Here is a 16,309-nt window from a genome sequence, read left to right as displayed (position 1 = left end):
CGACTGCGAGGCCTGGCATGTCATTTCGATTACGGGTCGAACGGCAACGGGTTTCGTGCGTCAATCGAACCGGAGAGCACGTGAATTTCGATCAACTCGATCAAGAGATTGCCGCGCGGATCGAATCGTACCGTGATGTGTGCGTGCACCTGAGCGACCGGCTGTGGGATCTCGCTGAAACGGCCTATGCGGAGTACGAGTCGGCGGAATTGCAAATTCGCGAGCTAGAGCGGCATGGCTTCCGGATCACGCGAGACGTTGCGGGTATCCCTACTGCGTTTGTCGCCGAAGCCGGCGACGGCGGCCCGGTCATCGGCTTTCTCGGCGAGTACGACGCGTTGCCTCACCTCAGCCAGGTCGCCAACTCCGCCACCCGGCAACCGGCACCAGATGCCGGCAGCGGACACGGTTGCGGTCACAACCTGCTTGGCGGCGCGGCGCTGATGTCCGCTTTCGCCATCAAGGATTGGCTTCACGCGTCCGGGCGTGCGGGCCGGGTTCGCTATTACGGCTGCCCCGCTGAGGAAGGCGGAGCCGGCAAGACGTTCATGACGCGAGCCGGCGCTTTTGCCGATCTCGACACCGCGCTTACCTGGCATCCTGCCAGCGTCCTCGCCATCGATGCGATGACCACCCTTGCGACCCTCCATGCGCGCTTCACGTTCAACGGTCTCGCCGCACACGCGGCGGCCGCGCCTCACCTGGGGCGCAGCGCACTCGACGCCGTCACGCTGATGAATGTCGCCGCCAACTATCTGCGCGAGCACATTCCGAGCGATGCCCGCCTTCACTACGCGCTGCACGATACGGGTGGGACGGCGCCCAACGTCGTTCAAGCTCGTGCCGAGGTCGTCTATCAATTGCGCGCACCTGAACTCTCCACGATCCATTCGCTACTCGACCGGCTGCGCAAGATCGCGGACGGCGCCGCGATGATGACCGACACCACCGTCGTATGCCGGGTGGAAAAGGCCATGTCGAATATGAGGCCCAACAAGGTCCTGTCCGATCTGATGTACGAGCGCATGCTCGCAATCGGTCCGACGCCGTTCGACACCGTCGATCACGATTTTGCCGCGCGCATGCACGCCGCCATTTCACCCGCCGAAGCACTGGGCAGCTTGTCGATTTTCGGCGCCCATCGGCTCACGGGAGTTCTGCATGACGGGGTCCTACCCGCTGCATCGATGCCATCGTTGTTGCCCGCGTCGACCGACGTAGGCGATGTCAGTTGGGTCGTGCCGACAGCCCGCTGTCTCGGCGCCTGCTTCGCGTTGGGCACGCCGTTCCATTCGTGGCAGTTGGTCGCCCAAGGCAAATCGTCGATCGCGCACAAAGGCATGCTGCAGATCGCGAAGGTGATGGCTGCCACCGCCGCAGCGCTCTACGCGAATCCTTCATTGCTTGAACAGGCCAAGGCGGAATTGCGTGAGCAATCGGCGGGTGAAACCTACATCTGCCCCATTCCGGACGACGTGCTTCCTCCCGTCGCTAAAGACGGCCGAACGCAAAGAGGCTCGGTTCGGGGGGCGTTTCCGCACCAATACGCCGGGGGTAACGCGTGATGAAGCGCGAAGATAACCAACGGATCAGACTCGTCGAGCAGTTCGTCGAAGCAAAGCGTGACGACTTCATTGATCTTGCGGATCGGATCTGGGATCTTGCCGAGACTCGTTGGGAAGAATTTCGCTCAGTCGAAGCGCAGATCGAGTTACTTGAGCGCGAAGGATTTCGGATCACGAGAAACCTGGGCGGTCTGCCCACGGCGTTCGTCGCGGAAGCCGGGAATGAAGGACCCGTCGCCGGGTTTCTGGGCGAATACGACGCGTTGTCGAACATGAGCCAGCAAGCCGCGGCCGTAGAAGCGTGCCCGGTATGTGCCGGAGGTAGCGGACACGGATGCGGTCATCATCTGCTTGGTGTCGGTGCGATGCTGGCCGCAGTAGCCACGCGCGACTACCTCCTTTCCCAGGATTTGCCTGGGATCGTCCGTTACTTCGGATGCCCCGCCGAGGAAGGTGGCGCCGGCAAGACCTACATGGCTCGCGAAGGTGTATTCGATGATATCGACTTCGCATTGACCTGGCACCCTGGCCCGTTCTCGGGGATTTTCAAGTACAAATCGCTGGCGGTGATGCAGGCATTTTTCCGCTTCTCCGGCGTGGCCTCGCACGCGGCGGCTTCACCCCATCTCGGACGCAGCGCGCTCGATGCGGTTGAACTGATGAACGTCGGGGTGAATTTCCTGCGCGAGCATATGCCCGCCGAGGCTCGCGTCCATTACGCGATCACCGATGCCGGCGGCCTCGCTGCAAACGTTGTTCAGGCCCGTGCCGAAGTGCTGTACGTGGTCCGCGCGCCGAACATCGAGCAGGCGTGGGCGCTAATCGAGCGCGTTCGACGAATCGGCGCGGGCGCTGCGCTGATGACCGAAACAACCGTTGAGGTCGAAGTCGATCGCGCATGCTCGGACGTGCTGCGCAACGAAACGATTGAAGCCTTGATCATGGATAACCTCGAGCGTTTCGGCCCTCCTCCCTTCGACCAGTCCGATCGCGATTTCGTCACGCGGCTCGCCGGAAACATCAGCGCGGGTGATTTGCAGGAATGTCTCGACGCCTATCGCGGGCCCGCTGGTGCCCATGGACTCGCCGACACGCCGCTTCCATTGAACGAGGAACCGGGCTCGTTGACTGGATCGAGCGATGTGGGAGACGTGAGCTGGGTCGTGCCGACAACCCAGTACCTCGGCGCTTGCTACGCGGTGGGGACCAACATGCACACGTGGCAACTGGTGTCGCAGGGAAAACTGCCCGCTGCACATAAAGGAATGCTGCACGCGGCAAAGGTACTCGCGGCGACCGCGCTGGATCTGCTGACGGAGCCGTCACATATCGACGCAGCTCAGGCAGAACATGCGTGCCTCACTGGCGGACGTCCCTATGTCTGTCCAATTCCCGAATCGGTACTCGCGCCACCGCTGCGTAAAAGGACGGAAAAGAAAAGGACGGAAAAGGGACACCTAACCTAGCGCCCAACCGCACTCCTTTTACGCACTTGACCTGACCTGATCCATGACATTTTCCTACTTCATCACGGCGACTAACGAGCACGATCCGCATGCGCGGGTAAGCGCGGCACATTGTCAGTTCATTCAGGAAGCCATCCGCGCGACGCCTGACTTGATGAAGGCCGAGCTTTATACGCCCGCCCAGATCACGACTTATCACGACGACGGCCCTTCGCCCCTGCTCGCGCTGCGGCTCGAGTTCACCAGCCTCGAGGCACTCGAGTCACAAGTCACCGAGGGCGGACATCTCTGGCGGCTTGCGCAGTCGGATGACTGGCTCGCGCCGTGCGCAAGCCTGGTCACGCATCAAGCCATGCTCACCCGTACGTTTCTGCCTCTCACGACGACGCCCGCGGAACCGGCGTTGTGCAGCTATCTCGTGCATTACCCGGGCGCTGCGGAAAATTTCAACGACTGGCTTTCCTACTACGTCGCCCATCACCCTCAGATCATGCTCGACTACCCGCATGTACGGCAGGTCAACGTATTCACCCGGGTCGACTGGTGTGAGTCGATGCCATGGACGCGCGTGAACTACATGCAGCGAAACATGCTGACCTTCCCTTCGTCGCAACTGCTCGCCGAGGCGCTGACGTCGCCCGTTCGTGCGCGAATGCGGGAAGACAATGGACGGTTTCCGGCGTTCTCGGGACGAGCTTGCCACTACCCGATGCTCACCAACGTAATCGCTCCGGACAACAAGAAGTCTTAGCCGAAACCAAAGGAGAAAGACAAACCAGATAAGTTTTCATTCGCTGTCTCGTATCACACGCTTCAATATTAGTAATACTTATTAAAAAATAACCAATTGCGTTTGGAAATCAACTTCGTCAACGAATCGCCTCGAAAAATCGAATACCACTAACAACATTTCGAGCGATCTACGCAGCACTTTAAGAGGATGTTTAAAATGTGTAGGAAAGTTCTAGTCACCGCTACCCTGCTCGGCTCCATCGCAGGCACCGCACACGCGCAAAGCAGTGTGACCCTGTACGGGCTCGTCGATTCGGCAATTGGCTACACGAGCAACCAGGGTTCGACCAACGGCCACATCAATCACGGCATTCAGGCGTTGCCCGGCGCCATGTCGGCGAACCGGTGGGGCCTGCTCGGCTTCGAAGACCTCGGCGGCGGTACGCAAGCCACCTTCAGGCTCGAAAACGGCTTCAACATTCAGAACGGTGCGCTCGGACAAGGCGGCCGGATGTTCGGCCGCAGCGCGTACGTGGGCCTCGTCAACAACAGTTGGGGAGCCGTGACAGCCGGCCGCCAATACATGCCGTTCCAGGAAGACGTGGGCAACGAAATGGCCGCCCTCTACATGTCGGGTTATACGTTCCATCCGTATGACAACGACGACATGAACTGCACGTTCAGGCCCAACAATGCAGTCAAGTACACGACACCTACCATCGCCGGTTTCACCGCGAAGGTCCTGTATGCGTTTTCGAACCTCGCCGGCCAGATCAATACCAACCGCCTATGGAGCGGCAGCGCCGACTATGTGAACGGTCCGGTCCACCTCGATGCGGGCTTCTTTACGGTCAATCAACCAGGCTACGGCACAGCCGGTGCGGAAGCGTCGGACAACACGTATGGCGCGCTTCCGACGATTGCTGCCGGCGGCATTGCGAAGCACACGGTATGGGGCGCCGGCGGCACGTATACGTTCGGCGCGCTGCTCGCGAGCATCATCTATACGCATGCGGACTTCGACGCGACCGTCGGCGGCACACTGAAGTTCAGCAACTACGAAACGAGCCTACGCTATCAGCTCACGCCCGCTACGGTGTTAACTGCAGCCTATCTCTACACCACACAGAGAAGTACCGTTGCCGCAGGTGGGAATACGCACTACAACCAGGGCGCATTGGGGGTCAACTACTTCCTGTCGAAGACAGTTGACCTGTACAGCAACCTTGTCTACCAGCGGGCCGCAGGTACGGCTCATGCGTGGATTCTCAATGGAACGGCAATGTCCAGCAACGACAGCCAGTTCATGGCCCTGGTCGGGATCCGGAAGAAGTTCTAGGAACCCTGGTTTCGAAACAACGGCAATGTGTGCTGGAGGATGCGCGAACTGATCGAAGCGCATTCCGGCGGCACACCTCGCGGTACGACCTGAAATAATGCATCGCACGCGTTTTCAACGGCGCTCACGGTGTCGCCTTAGCGGGTCTCACCAAAGAAGGTTCTCGCCGACATGGGATGATGGATATTGCTCCCTTCGAACGGCGGGAATTTCTCGAAATCCGCACGCATCTGATGTCTTACCGGCGAATTCATAGCACGGGTAATCGCCTCGGCGCTATCGAACATCAGCTTGTTGCGTTGCATGTAGTGAACCTTGCGCCACGGCATAGCATCGACCCAATCGACCCGCGTGAAAATCTCGATCTCACGCGCACCGTCGAAGAACTTCATGATTTGCGGGTGGTGCGCCAGATAGTAAGTGAGCCACTCGTCGAAGTTTTCAGCGTGCCCCGGATAGTGAACCAGGAACTGGCAGGGAAGCGCCCCATCCGGCACCTTGGCCTCAGGGTCAAGCACCGGATAGGGCCGGCGCGCCATGACCTGCTGTTCGACTGCAGACGGCTTCAGACTTTCGAATTCCGTGCGAGCGATCTGCTGGAGGTGCCCGTCGGCGGATATTGCGGCTTCGAGCGCCGCGAGCTTTTCGAAGTCGAGCTGGAACGCGAAAATCGGCGACGGGCCGTCGTTCGTGTAGAAGTCTTTCGCGCTCTGCGGCGTATATAAGCGCGCGCGGCTCATGGCAGGCGTGGTCCGAATGCAATCGGTGATGGCTTGTAAATCCGCGTCACTAATGCGCGCGTTCGCATCTGGATGTGTAAACGTTACGAGGTAGGAGAATTGCATGATTGCCTGAACGTAGGTGTTATACGTAGGAAAGAGAACGCGTCATCATAGGTCGAGCAGACATGCCTGCAAGCGTTCGACATCGACGCTCGCAACCCGGTCAGGCACAGCCCCGCCCGAATGATCCGCGGCCAGCGCAAGCATCAGCGCAATGCGCAGCTTCGCGGGCGTCAGATCGCCACCGACCAGTATTCCGTCAACCGTGAGAAAACGCTGCACCGGTACCACGCCGCGCGGCGCGCGCGTCGCCTGAACGACCACCACGCCCGCCTGCACAGCGTCCCGGAGCGCGCGCATTTCGCCGGCGGCCGGCCGCCCAGGCGCAAGCCCCGCGCAGACGATGCCACGGGCGCCCGCCGAAACGAAAGCGTCGATCGCCGTGCCGTCGGCACCTGCGTAGGATGTCACGATATCGACCCTCGGCAGCGTGAACGCACGCATGGAGGCGTGATCGAGCACCGCAGAAAATGCCGAACCCCGTTGCCCATCACGAAACGCGCGACGACGCCACACCACGCTGGCGTCGGCGTCGATCCGGCCAAGCGGTCCGTATGGGGGCGCTTCGAATGCAGCGAGCTCGAAACTGGCCGCCTTCGTCACGTCTCGTGCCGCGAAAAACAATCCGCCCATCGTCACCAGCACGCCGGCGCCGCGCGAGGCCGAGGCCGCCGCGAGCGCGACCGCGCCGCGCAAATTCGCCGCGGCGTCGCTGCCGTCTGTGTTCGCGGGGCGCTGCGCGCCGGTCAGCACAACGGGTTGCTCGACGGCCAGTACAAGGTCAAGAAACCAGGCCGTCTCCTCAAGCGTCGCCGTGCCGTGCGTGACGACAAAGCCTGTCAGCAACGGATCGGCCGCGGCTGTATCGCGAATCAGCGCGGCGAGCTCCAGCCAGTCCTTCGGCGTAATCGCCACACTGCCCAGACTGCGGAACGGAATCGGCACGACGTCGACGTCCGGCGCGAGTTCACCGAGCCGCGCCAACAGATCGTCGATCGGATGAATCACGCCGCTGTCGGCATATTCAATCCAGTCGAAGCGGTGGCGGCCATGCATGGCAAAGGTGCCGCCCGTGCCTATCACCGCGATTCGCGGACGCACAAGATCGCGCGACGCAATCCGCGTTTCCATGTCATCGTGCTTCATGCTTGCAGACGAACGAACAGTTCGTCTCCGACGATTTTTGCCTCGTGGCGGCGCGTATCCCGCGTGATCGGCGCCGACAACGCCTTGCCCGTGCGCACGTCGACAAGACCTGCATGCAGCGGACATTCAATTTCATGCCCGTCGAATTCGCCGTCGCTCAGCAGCGCCGCGCCATGCGTACAGATATCGTCGAGCGCGTGCACATCGCCATCGATCAGAAACAGCCCGACCTTGACACCCTCCAGTTCGATCCCGCGACACGCGCGCGAGCCGAACACCTGCTCCATCGCCCCCAACCGATACCAGCCGTCGTCCTCACGGACGTAGTCGCCTGCGGACGCCGCCCTGATTTCGTGAATCGCGTTCATAGGGCCGCCTTCTGTTGAAGTTTGACAGGTTCGTGCATCCGTACAGCGCCGATCAGGTCGGACAGTTTCGATACGCCGTGCCGCTCGCAATAAGCAGTGAGATCGTGGATCAGGCGCGGCATCGCGGTGGGGGACACGAAGTTGGCCGTGCCGACCTGCACGGCGCGGCAACCGGCCAGCAGGAATTCCAGCGCATCGGCTGCCGTGCCGATGCCACCGCATCCGATCACCGGAATCTTGACGGCCTGCACGCACTGGTACGCGATGCGCAGCATGATCGGGCGGGTTGCCGCGCCGGTCAGTCCACCCATCACGTTCGCGACGCGCGGCCGGAACGTCTCGACGTCGATCGCCATCGCCAAAATCGCGTTGCTGACGACAAGCGCATCCGCGCCCGCCTCTTCCGCGGCCAGCGCGACTTCGACCACATTGCCCGCGTTCGGCGTCATCTTGGCCCAGACCGGCAGGCCGCACGCTTCCTTCATTGCCTTGACGACCTGATACGTCGCCTCCGGATCCATGCCGAACGCGCGGCCATCCTTTTTCAGATTCGGGCACGACACATTCGCCTCGATCGCGGCCACGCCCGGCACCGCGATTTTCGCGGCCAGCGTGCCGAACTCCTCGATCGTGTTCGCCGAGATGCTTGCGACCAGCGGTGGGGTGTAGCGGCGATAGAACGGCACAGTCTGCTCGATGTAGTAATCACTGCCCTTGCTCGGAATGCCGATCGAAAACAGCGTGGCGTCGCGAAACTCGGCGACGCGCGGCGGCGGCACGCCTTCGCGGATATCCTGCGTGATCGTCTTCGTGACGATCGCGCCGAGGCAGTCGAGGTCGAACACCCGAGACGTGCCTTCCGCGAAGGTGCCGGACGCGGGCATGACCGGATTGGCAAGTGTGAGCGAGCCGATCTTGACGCTGAGGTCTACCATGATGTCGTTTCCTGAAGATCGAAGACGGGACCGTCCCAGCACACGCGGCGATAGGTCAGTTCGTCGGAACCGGCGGACTTGCGGAACGGGCGCACGCACGCATAGCACGCGCCGATCGCGCAGCCCATGTGCTGCTCAAGTGCGATCTGGCCGGGAATCTGCAATTCCGCAGCAACGCGTTGAAGCATCGACAGCAACCGGTTCGACCCGCACGTCGTTGCAAAAGTGACAGGCCGGGACGCGTGGAGGCGACGGATCAGGTGCTCGACCTGAACCACGTCGCTGGTCTGGTCGTCGTCGGTGACGATGACGATGTCGGCCCCTGCGTCGCGCAAATAGTCCGCCGACATCACCAGCGAAGGACTGCGCGCACTCAGCACGGCTGTCACGCGGGCGCCTGCCGCAATCGCTTCTTGCGCAAGCGGCGCCATCGTCGCGAGGCCGACGCCGCGCGCCAGCAGCAGCACGTGAGCCGCGCCGGTCGTCGCAGGAAGATCGAAGCCTTTGCCTAGCGGTCCGAGCGCGTCGAGCGTGTCGCCCCTGTTCAGTTGCGCGAGGCCGCGCGTGCCGACGCCCTGCACCTTGTAAAGAAACTCGATGCGCTGATTCTCTGGTGCTACGCGGTAGATGCTCATCGGCCGGCGCAAATACGGCACTTCATCGTTCGAAGGCGGACACGCCAGATGGAAAAACTGTCCGGCGCGTACGGTCAACGCGAGGTCTGGTGCGCTCAACACGAGATGCTTGTATTCCGGATTCACCCATTCGTTCGAACGCACGACACACTGGTTCTCCGCGATCGACGGTATCCGGCTGTACGTTAGATCCGCAGCGGATGCTGCGTCGTCGCGATGTGCACACAGCGGAACCACCTTGCCTGTTGCTCGCGTTTCGCTGCTGCAACGGCCGCCCGTTGTTTGCGCGTCGTTGTCCGATGCGAGGCTCTCCGCCGCGCAGGCGTCTGTCTGTAAGCTTGTCATGTTTCTTCCGTCGTATCCTGTCGAATCAATGTCCTTTGCTCGCTCACACGCTTCGCATTCAGCGAGGCGAAATCGCTCGCGAGCGGGAACGGTTGGGCGCCGGGCTCTAGCATGTGAAGCTGCGTAAATCGCATTTCCCGCACCAGCCAGTCACCCGACGCTTCGCACACGTACTTCTCTTCGGTGACGGCGCCAAGCATCACGGCGCGTGCGTCATCGTCGCGCAGGGCCAGTTGCCACAAGCGCCATGTGCCGACTGCGTTGTGAGTGTCGATGAAGGTGAGCGTTTCGCTGACGTAGTAGTGCATCGCGAATAGCCACGGCGATCGTTGAAACCAGTCGGCCAATTTCTCGCGGCCCACCAGGTTGTCACCGAATCCGGAGCCACCGACCCACACCGCCGTTTCGGTGAAGCATTCCGCCTGTTGACGCGCGATCTCGCGCATCACGCCCTCGGGTTGGCGCTGATAGTCGGCGGTGTATTTGGCGTCGGCCAACGCCGCGTAACGCGCTTTCAGGGCGCGTATCGCATCGACCGCTTCGAGCCGCGCCACGCGCGCTTCGAGCGAAGCGGCATCTCCCGCCACGGTTTTCTCGATTGGGCTGTTCATCGTCAAACCAGCTCCTTCAGTGAAACCAGCGTGTTGCCAAGCTGTTGCGGATCGATCCGCTTGCGTGATTTGACAAGCGCTTCCAGATAGCGCCGGTCGCGGCTCTGGTTGATCGTGACGCCGGCGCTCACGCAGCCGTCACGCAGCGATATGACGGTCGCGTTCGCCGCATTCAGATCGCCGCGCACAACGGTTGCATCGGTAGCCTCAGGCAGACCGGTTACCTGAATCGCGTGGCCGAGCTGATCGGTCCACATCCACGGCGTTTCCCGATACGGTTGCGTGCACCCCATAATGATTTCCGCGACGGCGCGTGCCTGGTTCTCCGCGTTGCGCCAGGTTTCCTGGCGCAAATGAAAACCGGCGTCACTGTCGAGCGTGCAGGCGACGTCGCCAGCCGCGTAAAGCCATGGCAATTGCGGGCTTCGGCAGAACGCATCCACGGTGATACCGCGCGCATCAGACAGGCCCGTGTGCTTCAGAAAACGCGGATTGCAATCGACGCCGATCGCAACCAGCACGCAATCCGCGTCGACGCCAAACGGCACGCCATTGCGTGTGGCATCGACTCGCAGCCGGAGCACATTCGTCTGTTGCCTCTCCGCCGCCACGATCCGCTCGACACTGACGCCCGTATGCAACTCGACGCCTCGCGCGGTGTGCTGCTGCGCCAACCAACCGGCCACGAGAGGCGGCAGACAGCGATTCATGATGCCGTTGCCCGCTTCGAGTACGGTAACGGGCACGCCGAGCGCGATCGCAGTCGACGCGACTTCCATTCCGATCACGCCCGCCCCGATAATCGCAAGCCGTCTGCACCCCACGAGCGACTCTTTCAACGCAAGGCAGTCATCAAGTGTTCTGAGCACGTGTACGCCGGGCATTGCCGCGGTCATGAAAGCGGGACGTCGCGCCTCGCCGCCCGTGGCAACCACCATCAGGTCGAAATCGACGCTGCGTCCGTTGTCCAGTTGCACGCGCCGTGCGTCGATATCGAGCGAATCGGCGCACGCGTGAATCCGTTCGATACGCGCAGCCGTCAACGCGTCTACCGACCAGAATTCCGCAGGCGCCAGCGCGAGGCTTTCCTGGGCACTCGTGCCGAGTAGCAAATCCTTGGACAGCGCCGGGCGCTCATAAGGCGCATGCACTTCCGCGCCAATCAGCGTGACTCGGCCGGCGTGCCCGAGCGCGCGCAGATGCTGCGCGACACGTCCGCCAGCGTGCCCAGCGCCGACAATCGCGATATGCGACGCAGTCATGGCTGACGCTCCTGATCCGCAGCGATACGCACCGTCACGCGGTACAGCACGCAGCGGTCCGACACGCACGTATAGCGGCGCGGTTCGTTGGGCGGAATAAGGATCGCCTCGCCTTCAGACAGGATGTAATGCTCGTGTGCCGCGACAATGTCGACGCGTCCTTCGAGCACCGCACCGACCTCTTCGCCCAGCACGTCTTCGCCGAACTCGACGGTTTCGTCGCGTGACAGCAATTGTGTTGTGGCGGCCAGCGCATCGCCGTCCGCGGTCTGCATGGCTGACGATGCAGCCGGCTCGGAAACCAGCAGGCACTGCTCGATGCGGGTCACGATGCGTTCTCCCGATCGGCGAGCGGGTAATACGGGGTTTCGTCACCGCTGCCGTATTCGGCGCGCGGCGGTGTCACCACGTTGAGCCTCATGCTGACGCCCGCGCCTTCGAAGCGATTCACACCGTAATGGCTCAACCCGGCGGGGATGATCATCGCCTCGCCGGCATTCATCGGTCGCTCGATCTCCGGGCCGCCGGCGTGCACCTCGAAGATCGAACACGCACCGCGCACCTGCAACGATGCTTCCTCGCCGTGATCGTGCGCCTTCGCGGGCAGCCCGCGCCCGGCGGCTTCCACAAACTTGATAACGGCAACGCTTATCGTTTGGCCGATCATCGTCTTCATATAGAGTCCGTCGGCGACGACCTGCTTGAGGCCATCGTCGATTCCAAATATCCGACACTTCGGCATAACGCTCTCCTGATCCGAATTAGCACGTCGCGGCAGTTTCAGATGGCCGGACGCATCGTGAACGTTTCATCGGCGACGAACCGGCGCGGATCGTATCCGTCGATCACCGCCGGCTGCTGGTAAAACTCGACGGCCGGCGCGATCTCCGCAAACGAAAGCAACAGGTACATCAGCGTTTTCGCTTCTTCCGGCAGGCAGGCGAGTTCGTACTGGTTCAGCCATACAACGATCTCGTCGACCTTCGGCAGCATCGCGTCCTTGAACTCGACGATCGCGTCCATGCCGACGGTATGGCGTTGCGTGTTGCGCTGGGTCTCGGTGGGCAGCGCCCAGATTCCGACAAAACAAGCCAGATCGCTGAACACTTCGGGCAGTGCAACCGGCACGGTTCGCGCCTCACGCTTTGGCATGACGATGATTTTCTGTTCCATGATCTTTACTCCGTAACCACTTCGGCTTTGCTGACGGCCGCTTTACCTTCCGCGTCCGCTTCCGCTTCGGCCAGCAGGCGTTCGATGACGTGATAGCTGTGACGAACCAGCAGTTCGTTGTCCTGCAGCACCATGAATTTCTTCACGCCCGTTTCCGCAGCACGCTGCGTACGTTCGAGCGTGCTCAGGTCTTCGAGGAGCACGTCGCGCAGCGCCACCTTCATGTACTCGAGGAAGAAGCGGCCACCCGGCGTCGTCATTTCCGGGTAGTACACGCGCGCTTCGAGCAGCGTCCTGTTGTGCGCGATCGGCCGGAAGTTGTATGCCTGGCAATAGTTGGGCCGCAGCGACAGATAGAAGTCCGGAAACACGACGTTGATATCGAACAGCCAGTTCGCGCTTTGGGTCCAGTTCACGCCTTTGGGCAGTGCGTCGAGCGGAAACGCGTGGCGCGCGCTGCCGATGCCCGCACGCAAGGCCGACGCGGCAATCGGCCGTTTGGAACCGGCATCGGACAGCGCCTCGCTGGCGGCCACGCCGCCTGACGTAACAGCTTTCGGATTACCGTAGACCGACTTCTGGTTGCCCGCGAGAGACAGCCGTCGATGCAAGTCGCCGCACAACGCGTCGAGCGGCGGCATGCTTCCACCCTCGCTCCTGTCGATTGCATCGGCGATCGAATTGCCGTGCACGTAGGCGACGTGATACGCCTCCTGGAATGCGTCGAGCGCCAGCTTCCAGTTGCAATCGACCACCGTCTCCCATGCAAAACCAACCGTCATCTTGTCGAACGGATAGCCTTCGATGTCGCCGTACATCGGCTTCATGAAGTCGTCCAGCGACATCTTCGGGTCCGGATCCATGTTGACGAAAATGAAGCCCTGCCACACGTCGCAAGCAACGCGGGTCAGCGCGTAATCCTTGAAATCGATTCCGAAGAAACACTTTTCATCTGGCACACCCGTCAGCTTGCCGTCGAGGTCGTATGCCCAGCCGTGAAACTTGCAGAAGAACTTGCGCGTGTGGCCGGTCTTGTCATACGCAATCTGGTTGAGCCGATGCGAACACACGTTGTGCATCGCGCGAATCTGGCCCTGCTTGTTGCGCACCACGATGACTTCCGTGTCGCAAGCGTCCAGTTTTTTAACGAAGTAGTCACCGGCAGCGGGAATCTCCTCCACCCGGCCGACCTGCAGCCAGGTCTTCTTGAAGATATGGGCCTTTTCCCGCTCGTAGTACTCGGCCGAGATGTAAGGTTCGACCGGGATCAAGCCCGAGCCGAGATGCGCATACCGCGCAGTGAGCGTGCCTTCCGGGGCGGGTATCTCGTTCATCAGCAAAAATCCTCAACAGGAACATGCAATTCGTCGAATAACGAATGTCATTCTGTTTTTGAAAAATTATGCTGTCAAGTCTTTCCGGCCAAAGGTGTTGAGCGCCGATGTGCGACTCGATCGCTCACGCCGCGAGGACGGTTGCTAGAATGACGGGCGTGCAGGCGGGGATATCGCTCCGGCCCTCTCCGCCAGAATGCGAAAACCAACCGATCCAGGGGATCCAGTGCCGCAGGTAAAAAAAGCAGAAGTACGGGAGGCGATTCTGGCCGCCGCATTTTCGGCGTTCAGCGAGAAGGGCTATTCCGCGACCACGATGACCGAAATCGCGCGCCAGGCCGGCACGACCGTGGCCAATCTCTACGTCTATTTCGATTCGAAGCTCATTATCCTGTACGAGCTCTACCAGCCATGGCTGATGAAGCAGCTCGACGCGCTTCGAGCGGAAGTGGTGCTGTTGTCCAATCCGAAGAAAAAGATCCGACGAATCCTGACGGGCCTATGGGCTGACATTCCAGCCTCCGACCAGGCATTCGCGAATGCACTGATCGACGCGTTGGCAAGCGCGCCGCCGAACATGGGAAAGCCCGTGAAACTGCTCGATTCGGTGGAGGGATTTCTGACCAGGCTGCTGCGCGAATCGTTGCCGCCCGAGCGCGCGGAAGTCGCACGCGACGATCTGATCTCGCATGTGATCTGGATGGCGTTCGACGGCTTCGTCATCAACCATCGCATCGGCGACGTGCGGGATATCGAACGAATCGCCGCATTGATGACTGATCTGTTGCTGGGCGACACGAGTCCGAAGGCCCGCTGAACACTGCGACGCCGGTTCCCGCTGGTGCCGCTCGCCGGTTGTCAGAAGAAAAAATAAAAAGACAATTTTGAAATTCTTTGACACGCCACAATAAAGAATGTCATTCTGTATTTAGGCCGCAACGTCGGCTGCTTTCCGCGCGTATCCGGATTCGAAGCGACGCAACGGCCGCCTGGTGCATCGGTCCTGGCGTCGCGTCCGGCCGCTCTGTATGGACGGATGGCTTTGCACACAAGCCTGGTCACGAGCGGGAAGCCATAACGCTCCTACCCATGATCTGTGTTGCTCACCACCTGAGGTGTCTTCAATGGCCGCACTATCCGATAGTTCAGCAAGCCACCCGTTCGATCCACCTGCGCGAACCACCTATCTGGTTCTGATCCTCTGTTTCCTGACGATTGTCGCGGAAGGCTACGACATCGGCGTGATGGGCACGATCGTGCCGTCTCTGCTCGCCGATCAGGCCTGGAAGCTGACGCCGATCGAAATTGGCGCAATGGGCAGCGCCGCGCTCTTCGGCACGCTGTTCGGGTCATATTTCATCAGCGTCGTCAGCGACCTGGTGGGTCGCAAGCGGCTGTTAGTTGGATGTGTCGCGTTGTTTTCGGTATCGATGCTCGGCGCAGCCTGGTCGCCAACGCCCTTTGCATTTTCAGTCGCGCGTTTTGCTGGTGGACTCGGTCTGGGTGGTGTCATTTCCGCCGCTGCCGCGCTAACAGTCGAGTATTCGCCATCCGGGAAACGCAATCTGAACTTTGCGCTGATGTACTCGGGCTATTCGATTGGTGCGCTGCTGTCGGCATTGATCGGGATCGCTTTTCTCAGTTCGCATGGATGGCGGTTCGTCGTCGCGCTCGGCGCAAGTCCGCTCATCGCGCTTCCGCTTCTGCTGTACCTGTTGCCAGAATCACTCGATTTTCTGATCGCTCGTGGAAAACAGGCACAGGCGCAAGTTCTCGCCGCCAAACTCGGCATCAGGATGTTCGGCCCGGAACACCTCCCGAAAGACGCACTGCCCAAACCTTCGATCGGCGCCGTGTTTGGCGAAGTGTTCTCAAAACAGAATCGATGGGCGACGATCAGTCTCTGGATCGCGCAGATCGCTGCCGTCCTCGTGATCTATGGATTGGGGACATGGCTGCCGCAGTTGATGCGCAAACTGGGCTACGACCTCGGCTCAAGCCTTTCGTTTCTCGCAGTCTTCATGCTGTCGTCCGCCATTGGCGGAATCCTGATCGGCCGAATCAGCGACCGCCTGGGCGTACGCAAAACCATCTGTGGCGGATACGTGATCGGCGCCCTGGCAATCTCGGGGCTCGCGATCAAGAGCAGTCTCGTCGTCAACTACATCCTGGTCGCGCTGGCTGGTTTCGGAAGCATCGGTGTCGCGATGGTTCAACTCGGCTTCATCGCCAACTACTACCGCGCCCATGCAAGGGCGAGCGCAACGGGTTGGGCCGTGGGCATCGGCCGCTTCGGCGCGATGAGCGGTCCGATGGTGGGCGCCTATCTGGTGGCACAAGGTGTCGACGTCAAGTGGAATTTCTTCGCCTTCGCGGGATCGGCGCTCGTCGCGGCCATGGCTATCGCACTGACACGCAATCCTGAGCGCAGCCTCTCGTTTCAGAACTCGATGGGGATCCCTGTCGAAAATTGATTTTCTAAAAAACAACAATATATTTAGACATACAGATCAACAATCTGGGCAACGGGGATTCACGATGCATCCGTTGACAACA

Annotated in this window: 17 protein-coding genes; 6 read left to right on the top strand and 11 right to left on the bottom strand. The window is 60.9% G+C overall.

Annotation, left to right across the window (positions count from 1 at the left end; genetic code table 11):
- The first annotated feature begins 80 nt into the window (after positions 1–80).
- The 4 genes from M0D68_RS09055 (at position 81) to M0D68_RS09040 (ending at position 5,102) form a co-directional block, all read left to right on the top strand.
- On the top strand, positions 81–1,565 hold the full coding sequence (locus tag M0D68_RS09055) for an amidohydrolase (protein ID WP_244179474.1): 1,485 nt from the start codon (positions 81–83) through the stop codon (positions 1,563–1,565).
- Positions 1,565–3,031, top strand: a complete 1,467-nt coding sequence (locus M0D68_RS09050; protein ID WP_266224246.1) for an amidohydrolase — start codon at positions 1,565–1,567, stop codon at positions 3,029–3,031. The genes M0D68_RS09055 and M0D68_RS09050 overlap by 1 nt, the downstream gene beginning before the upstream one ends.
- Before the next feature lie 43 nt (positions 3,032–3,074).
- Complete coding sequence (locus tag M0D68_RS09045) at positions 3,075–3,782, top strand: ethyl tert-butyl ether degradation protein EthD (RefSeq protein ID WP_200653616.1); 708 nt, start codon at positions 3,075–3,077, stop codon at positions 3,780–3,782.
- A gap of 198 nt (positions 3,783–3,980) precedes the next feature.
- Positions 3,981–5,102 carry a porin gene (locus M0D68_RS09040; RefSeq protein ID WP_093641512.1) on the top strand — a complete coding sequence of 374 codons (1,122 nt, stop codon included), beginning with the start codon at positions 3,981–3,983 and terminating at the stop codon, positions 5,100–5,102.
- 137 nt (positions 5,103–5,239) lie between these two features.
- On the opposite strand, the gene M0D68_RS09035 is transcribed toward M0D68_RS09040, so the two are convergent.
- From M0D68_RS09035 to M0D68_RS08985, 11 genes are all read right to left on the bottom strand, one after another.
- Positions 5,240–5,842, bottom strand: coding sequence for a hypothetical protein (locus tag M0D68_RS09035; RefSeq protein WP_234488105.1), 603 nt, complete (start codon positions 5,840–5,842; stop codon positions 5,240–5,242).
- Between the two features lie 150 nt (positions 5,843–5,992).
- Complete coding sequence (locus M0D68_RS09030; RefSeq protein WP_200618522.1) at positions 5,993–7,090, bottom strand: asparaginase; 1,098 nt, start codon at positions 7,088–7,090, stop codon at positions 5,993–5,995.
- Positions 7,087–7,458 carry a non-heme iron oxygenase ferredoxin subunit gene (locus tag M0D68_RS09025; protein ID WP_200654691.1) on the bottom strand — a complete coding sequence of 124 codons (372 nt, stop codon included), beginning with the start codon at positions 7,456–7,458 and terminating at the stop codon, positions 7,087–7,089. The genes M0D68_RS09030 and M0D68_RS09025 overlap by 4 nt, the downstream gene beginning before the upstream one ends.
- A complete protein-coding gene (locus M0D68_RS09020) occupies positions 7,455–8,393 on the bottom strand; it encodes a dihydroorotate dehydrogenase (RefSeq protein ID WP_093641524.1) in 939 nt (312 codons plus the stop codon). Before M0D68_RS09020 ends, M0D68_RS09025 begins: the two co-directional genes overlap by 4 nt.
- On the bottom strand, positions 8,387–9,373 hold the full coding sequence (locus M0D68_RS09015; protein ID WP_200618523.1) for a dihydroorotate dehydrogenase electron transfer subunit: 987 nt from the start codon (positions 9,371–9,373) through the stop codon (positions 8,387–8,389). Before M0D68_RS09015 ends, M0D68_RS09020 begins: the two co-directional genes overlap by 7 nt.
- Positions 9,370–9,984, bottom strand: a complete 615-nt coding sequence (locus M0D68_RS09010; RefSeq protein WP_200618524.1) for a nuclear transport factor 2 family protein — start codon at positions 9,982–9,984, stop codon at positions 9,370–9,372. Before M0D68_RS09010 ends, M0D68_RS09015 begins: the two co-directional genes overlap by 4 nt.
- Before the next feature lie 2 nt (positions 9,985–9,986).
- Entirely contained in the window at positions 9,987–11,246 is a 1,260-nt protein-coding gene (locus M0D68_RS09005) for an NAD(P)/FAD-dependent oxidoreductase (RefSeq protein WP_266224209.1), read from the bottom strand.
- Positions 11,243–11,575: a cupin domain-containing protein gene (locus tag M0D68_RS09000; RefSeq protein WP_093641535.1), complete on the bottom strand. Its 333-nt coding sequence runs from the start codon at positions 11,573–11,575 to the stop codon at positions 11,243–11,245. Before M0D68_RS09000 ends, M0D68_RS09005 begins: the two co-directional genes overlap by 4 nt.
- Complete coding sequence (locus M0D68_RS08995; protein WP_200618525.1) at positions 11,572–11,988, bottom strand: cupin domain-containing protein; 417 nt, start codon at positions 11,986–11,988, stop codon at positions 11,572–11,574. Before M0D68_RS08995 ends, M0D68_RS09000 begins: the two co-directional genes overlap by 4 nt.
- A gap of 38 nt (positions 11,989–12,026) precedes the next feature.
- Positions 12,027–12,419: a hypothetical protein gene (locus tag M0D68_RS08990; RefSeq protein WP_200618526.1), complete on the bottom strand. Its 393-nt coding sequence runs from the start codon at positions 12,417–12,419 to the stop codon at positions 12,027–12,029.
- A gap of 5 nt (positions 12,420–12,424) precedes the next feature.
- A complete protein-coding gene (locus M0D68_RS08985) occupies positions 12,425–13,753 on the bottom strand; it encodes an SRPBCC family protein (RefSeq protein ID WP_093641543.1) in 1,329 nt (442 codons plus the stop codon).
- A gap of 226 nt (positions 13,754–13,979) precedes the next feature.
- On the opposite strand from M0D68_RS08985, the gene M0D68_RS08980 reads away from it, so the two are divergent.
- A complete protein-coding gene (locus M0D68_RS08980) occupies positions 13,980–14,570 on the top strand; it encodes a TetR/AcrR family transcriptional regulator (RefSeq protein ID WP_093641546.1) in 591 nt (196 codons plus the stop codon).
- A 307-nt stretch (positions 14,571–14,877) separates the two neighbouring features.
- A complete protein-coding gene (locus M0D68_RS08975) occupies positions 14,878–16,227 on the top strand; it encodes an aromatic acid/H+ symport family MFS transporter (RefSeq protein WP_093641549.1) in 1,350 nt (449 codons plus the stop codon).
- The last annotated feature ends 82 nt before the right edge of the window (positions 16,228–16,309 follow it).

The sequence above is a fragment of the Paraburkholderia sp. SEWSISQ10-3 4 genome, from assembly GCF_030464785.1.
Taxonomy (GTDB): domain Bacteria; phylum Pseudomonadota; class Gammaproteobacteria; order Burkholderiales; family Burkholderiaceae; genus Paraburkholderia; species Paraburkholderia aspalathi.
This window is presented reverse-complemented; position numbering and strand designations above follow the sequence as displayed.